We start from the raw sequence: 4,296 nt of genomic DNA, 5'->3' as shown, positions 1-4,296 counted from the left end.
GACCCAGATCATCGCGCAGGCGGCGTCCGACAGCAAAACCCAGGCCACCACGACGATTGACGTGAACGGCTACACCGACACCTCCGGCACCCCGGTTTATAACCAGGGCCTCTCCGTGCGCCGTGCGAAGGCCGTTGCGGCCCAGCTGGTGGCGGACGGCGTTCCCGCCTCCGAGATCACCGCCCAGGGCTTTGGCGACACCAATCTGCTGGTGCCAACCGGCCCGGGCGTACGCGAGCCGCAGAACCGCCGCGTGGAAATCATCCTCAAATAATCGGGATTTTTTCCAAAACATCGAGCCCCGGCGGGAAACTGCCGGGGTTTTTTGTTGGCTGGAAAATCGCTGAAAAATCCACGTCGTAGAAAAACCAAGGCCCAAACGGGAGACGCAATCGCCCAACCAAACGGCCAGATGAAATCAAGTCACCTCGACTTCGCCGTCGCGATGGAAGCACACCGCGCAGGCAAGCGCTGAGTAGATAAGCGCGAAGCCCTCTGGTAGGCTGCGTGCCGAATGCCTCTGCATCAGAAACCCTCAACCGCCAGTCTGCCGCGCCGGCGGTTCATCGTCTGGCTTGTTGCTGGCTCGGCATTCATGGAAATGCTAGATGGCACGGTGCTCGTGACAGCATTGCCGCAGATGGGCCGGGCTTTCGATGTCTCCGCCGTGGCAATGAATATCGGGGTAACCGCCTATCTTCTGGCACTGGCGGTTTTCATGCCGGTCACCGGCTGGGCCGCGGAACGATTTGGCGTGCGCCGATTATTCGCAGGCGCTGTGCTGGTTTTCACCGTCGCGTCGTTGCTCTGCGGGCTTAGCTCAAGCCTGCCGATGTTCACGGCCGCGCGCGTGTTGCAGGGCGTTGGCGGCGCGGCAATGTTGCCGGTGGGCCGGCTTGCCGTGCTTCGCGTCACCGCGAAGGAAGATCTGGTGAGGGCGATTGCCACCCTCGTCTGGCCGGGGCTGGTCGCGCCGGTTCTGGGCCCCCTGGCCGGTGGGTTTCTGGCTACATATGCGTCATGGCGCTGGATATTTTTTCTCAATCTGCCGCTGGGGCTGGTAGCTTTCGCGCTGGCGCTCTGGTTGTTCTCCGATGCCCCGGCAGAGCAGCGCAAGCCATTGGACCTCACCGGCTTTCTTCTTGTCGGCGTCAGCCTGGCCACGCTGGTGTTTGCGTTCAACGCTCTGGGCAAGGCTCTGGGCAAGGGCGGCGCGGACTTGCTTTTTCTCCTGGTCTGCTTGGCCGCCGGGCTGGTGCTGGGGGGGGTGGCCATCAGGCACTGCCAACGCAAAAAATTTCCACTTCTGGATTTCGCGGCGTTACGGATACGCACCTACGCCATCAGCATCCTGGGCGGCGCGCTGTTCCGGGTGTCGATCTCCAGCCTCCCGTTCCTGCTCCCATTGTTGTTTCAGACGGTATTCGGCCTCAATGCTTTCATCTCAGGCGCGTTGCTCCTCAGCCTTTTCGCGGGCAATTTGTTGATGAAAACACTCACGACGCGGATTTTGCGCCGCTTCGGCTTCCGTCAGGTGCTGATCGTCAACGGCTTGCTCACCGCGGCATCAATGGCCGGCTGTGCGTGGTTCACACCACATACGCCGCAATGGCTCATCGTTACCGTGCTTTTTATCAGCGGCGCGTTCCGCTCCATGCAGTTCACCAGCCTCTCGGCACTGCAATTTGCCGATGTGCCGTCTGAATACATGACTGGCGCAAGTACCCTCGCCAGTATGGTGTCGCAGCTGATGATGGGGATGAGCGCGGCATTCGCCGCCTTCGCGCTCAACACCAGCGCGCTGCTGCGCGGCGGCGTGGCGGGCAGGCCGGACCTGCATGATTTTCAGATCGCCTTCTACCTGGCCGGCGCCGCCACCTGCCTGGGGGTGCTGGTTTGCCTGCGCCTGGATGCCTCCGCGGCGCAGATTGTCAGCGGCCACCAGGCGCGCAAATAGCCGCGCCGTTCAGCTGCATTTTGACCAGCCGCACTGGTGGCAGTTCAGGCAGCCGCCATCCTTCGTAACCCCGGGCTGGTTGCATTGCGGGCAGATCATGCCCAGCGCGCCGGAAGGCGCTGCCAGATTGGCGGCATGGGGCTGGTGCGCGCTATCTCCGCCGGGCACCAGAAAACCGGTCTCGATCATATGCTGCTCGATGATCCCGCCGATCGCGGCGATCAACGAGGGTATATAGCGCCCGCCGCTCCACTGCCCGCCGCGCGGGTCGAAAATATTCTTCAACTCCTCGGCCACGAACGCCACTTCACCGCCCCGGCGGAACACCGCCGAGATCATGCGGGTCAGCGCCACCACCCAGCTGAAATGTTCCATGTTCGCCGATGAGATGAACACCTCGAACGGCCGCCGCCGCCCATCTTCCTCGATGTCATTAACGGTGATGTACATCGCATGCTCATTGTCGAGCCAGCGAAGCTTGTAGGTGCTGCCGGTAAGCTTGCCCGGCCGCGGAATCGGCGAGTGGTTCGGCACAACCGGAATTGCCGCCGCCGCCGCCACCGCCTGCGCCTCGCTGGCGGGCTCTGGCGTAACCGAGAGGATGGAGCCGGTAATGGCGTTGGGCCGGTAGGTGGTGCATCCCTTGCAGCCCTGGCGGTAGGCCTCGCGATACACCTCCTGGAACGCCTCGAAGGTGATATCTGCGGGAACGTTCACGGTTTTTGAAATCGCGCTGTCAACATGGCGCTGTAGCGCGGCCTGCATGCGGATATGCTCAATCGGCGTCAGCGTCTGCGCGGTCACGAAGTAATCGGGCAGTTTCGCATCGGCGCCGAACTGGGCGCGATACAGCCGCACCGCATAATCCTCAACCAGCTCCTCGCGTTTTGAGCCATCTGGCTCGGTTACCTTGCGCACGAAACTATGCGCGAACACCGGCTCCACGCCGGAGGAGACATTATCGGCCAGCAACGAGATCGTGCCGGTCGGCGCGATGGAGGTGAGCAACGCATTGCGGATGCCGTGCTCGTCAATCAGTGCACGCACCTCGGCATCGAGTTCGCGCACGGTCTCGCCCGCCAGATACGCCGCCCGCTCGTACAGCGGGAACGGCGCTTTCTCGTCCGCGAGCCGGGCGGAGGCAATATAGGCGGCGCGGTTCACCTCATGCGCCCAACGCGCGGCCGCCGCGGCCGCCTCGGGCGTTCCATAGCGCAAGCCCACCATCATCAGCGCGTCGGCCAGCCCGGTCAGCCCCAGGCCGATGCGCCGCTTCGCCATGGCTTCCTGGTGCTGCGCCTCCAGCGGGAAGCCCGAGGCGTCGATGGTGTTGTCCATCATCCGCACCGCCACGGCGACGAGCCCGGCCAGTTCCTCCGTATCGAGATGCGCCGCCGGCGTGAACGGTTCGCGCACCAGCGCGGCCAGGTTGATCGAGCCCAGCAGGCAGGCGCCATAAGGCGGCAGCGGCTGCTCGGCGCAGGGGTTGGTGGAGTGGATCGTCTCGCAATAATAAAGGTTGTTGCGCTGGTTTATGCGGTCGATGAACAGCACGCCCGGCTCGGCGTAGTCATAGGTCGCGCGCATCACGCTCTCCCACAGGGCGCGCGCGCGCAGGGTGCGGTAGGTGGTGCCGCCAAACACCAGCGGCCAGTCTGCATCGGCCTCCACAGCGGCCATGAAGGCATCGGTGATCAGCACCGAGAGGTTGAAGTTGCGCAACCGCCCCGGCTCGCGCTTGGCGGCGATGAACGCCTCGATATCAGGATGGTCGCAGCGCAACGTCGCCATCATCGCGCCGCGCCGCGCCCCGGCTGACATAATGGTGCGGCACATAGCATCCCACACATCCATGAACGAGAGCGGGCCCGACGCATCGGCGCTGACACCCTTCACCACCGCGCCCTTGGGCCGCAGCGTCGAGAAATCATAGCCGATTCCCCCGCCCTGCTGCATGGTCAGCGCGGCCTCGCGCAGATGCGTGAAAATAGCGCCGAGATCGTCCTCGATGTCGCCCATCACAAAGCAGTTGAACAATGTCACCCGCCGGTCGGTGCCCGCCCCTGCGATGATGCGCCCCGCGGGCAGAAACTTGAAATCCTCCAGCGCGTTATAAAACGGTTCTTCCCAGAGCGTCGGCTCCGCCTCCACCGCGGCAAGCGCCCGGGCGATGCGGCGCCAGCTATCCTCAATGCTGAGGTCAACCGGCGTTCCATCGGCGCGCTTCAGCCGGTACTTATCGGCCCAGATCTGGCGCGAAATTGAGGAGATGCGCTCAAGCGCGGGGGGCTGCATATGCGAGTGTCCGGCAACCATGTCCATCACATTGTCCTGTCTTT

General features: G+C 63.6%; 3 protein-coding genes. 2 read left to right on the top strand and 1 reads right to left on the bottom strand.

What is annotated here, in order from left to right; genetic code table 11:
• Positions 1-274, top strand: a 274-nt coding sequence (locus HKL97_RS10395) for an OmpA family protein (protein ID WP_291425068.1), incomplete at its 5' end; no start/stop codon positions are given.
• 240 nt (positions 275-514) lie between these two features.
• The gene (locus HKL97_RS10390) at positions 515-1,957 is read left to right on the top strand and encodes an MFS transporter (protein WP_291425066.1); all 1,443 of its coding nucleotides are present in this window, start codon (positions 515-517) and stop codon (positions 1,955-1,957) included.
• 9 nt (positions 1,958-1,966) lie between these two features.
• Here HKL97_RS10390 and HKL97_RS10385 read toward each other — a convergent pair whose 3' ends face one another.
• On the bottom strand, positions 1,967-4,279 hold the full coding sequence (locus HKL97_RS10385) for an adenosylcobalamin-dependent ribonucleoside-diphosphate reductase (protein WP_291425070.1): 2,313 nt from the start codon (positions 4,277-4,279) through the stop codon (positions 1,967-1,969).
• Positions 4,280-4,296: the final 17 nt, after the last annotated feature.

It is taken from the genome of Acidocella sp. (assembly GCF_013044125.1).
GTDB lineage: Bacteria > Pseudomonadota > Alphaproteobacteria > Acetobacterales > Acetobacteraceae > Acidocella.
Note: the sequence above shows the minus strand (reverse complement) of the source record. Positions and strands in the feature narration are given on the sequence as shown.

What these genes read in the sequence shown, in the direction of transcription:
- HKL97_RS10385 (WP_291425070.1), bottom strand. Translation starts at nt 4,279, where the DNA reads ATGGACATGGTTGCCGGACACTCGCATATGCAGCCCCCCGCGCTTGAG.
- HKL97_RS10390 (WP_291425066.1), top strand. Translation starts at nt 515, where the DNA reads ATGCCTCTGCATCAGAAACCCTCAACCGCCAGTCTGCCGCGCCGGCGG.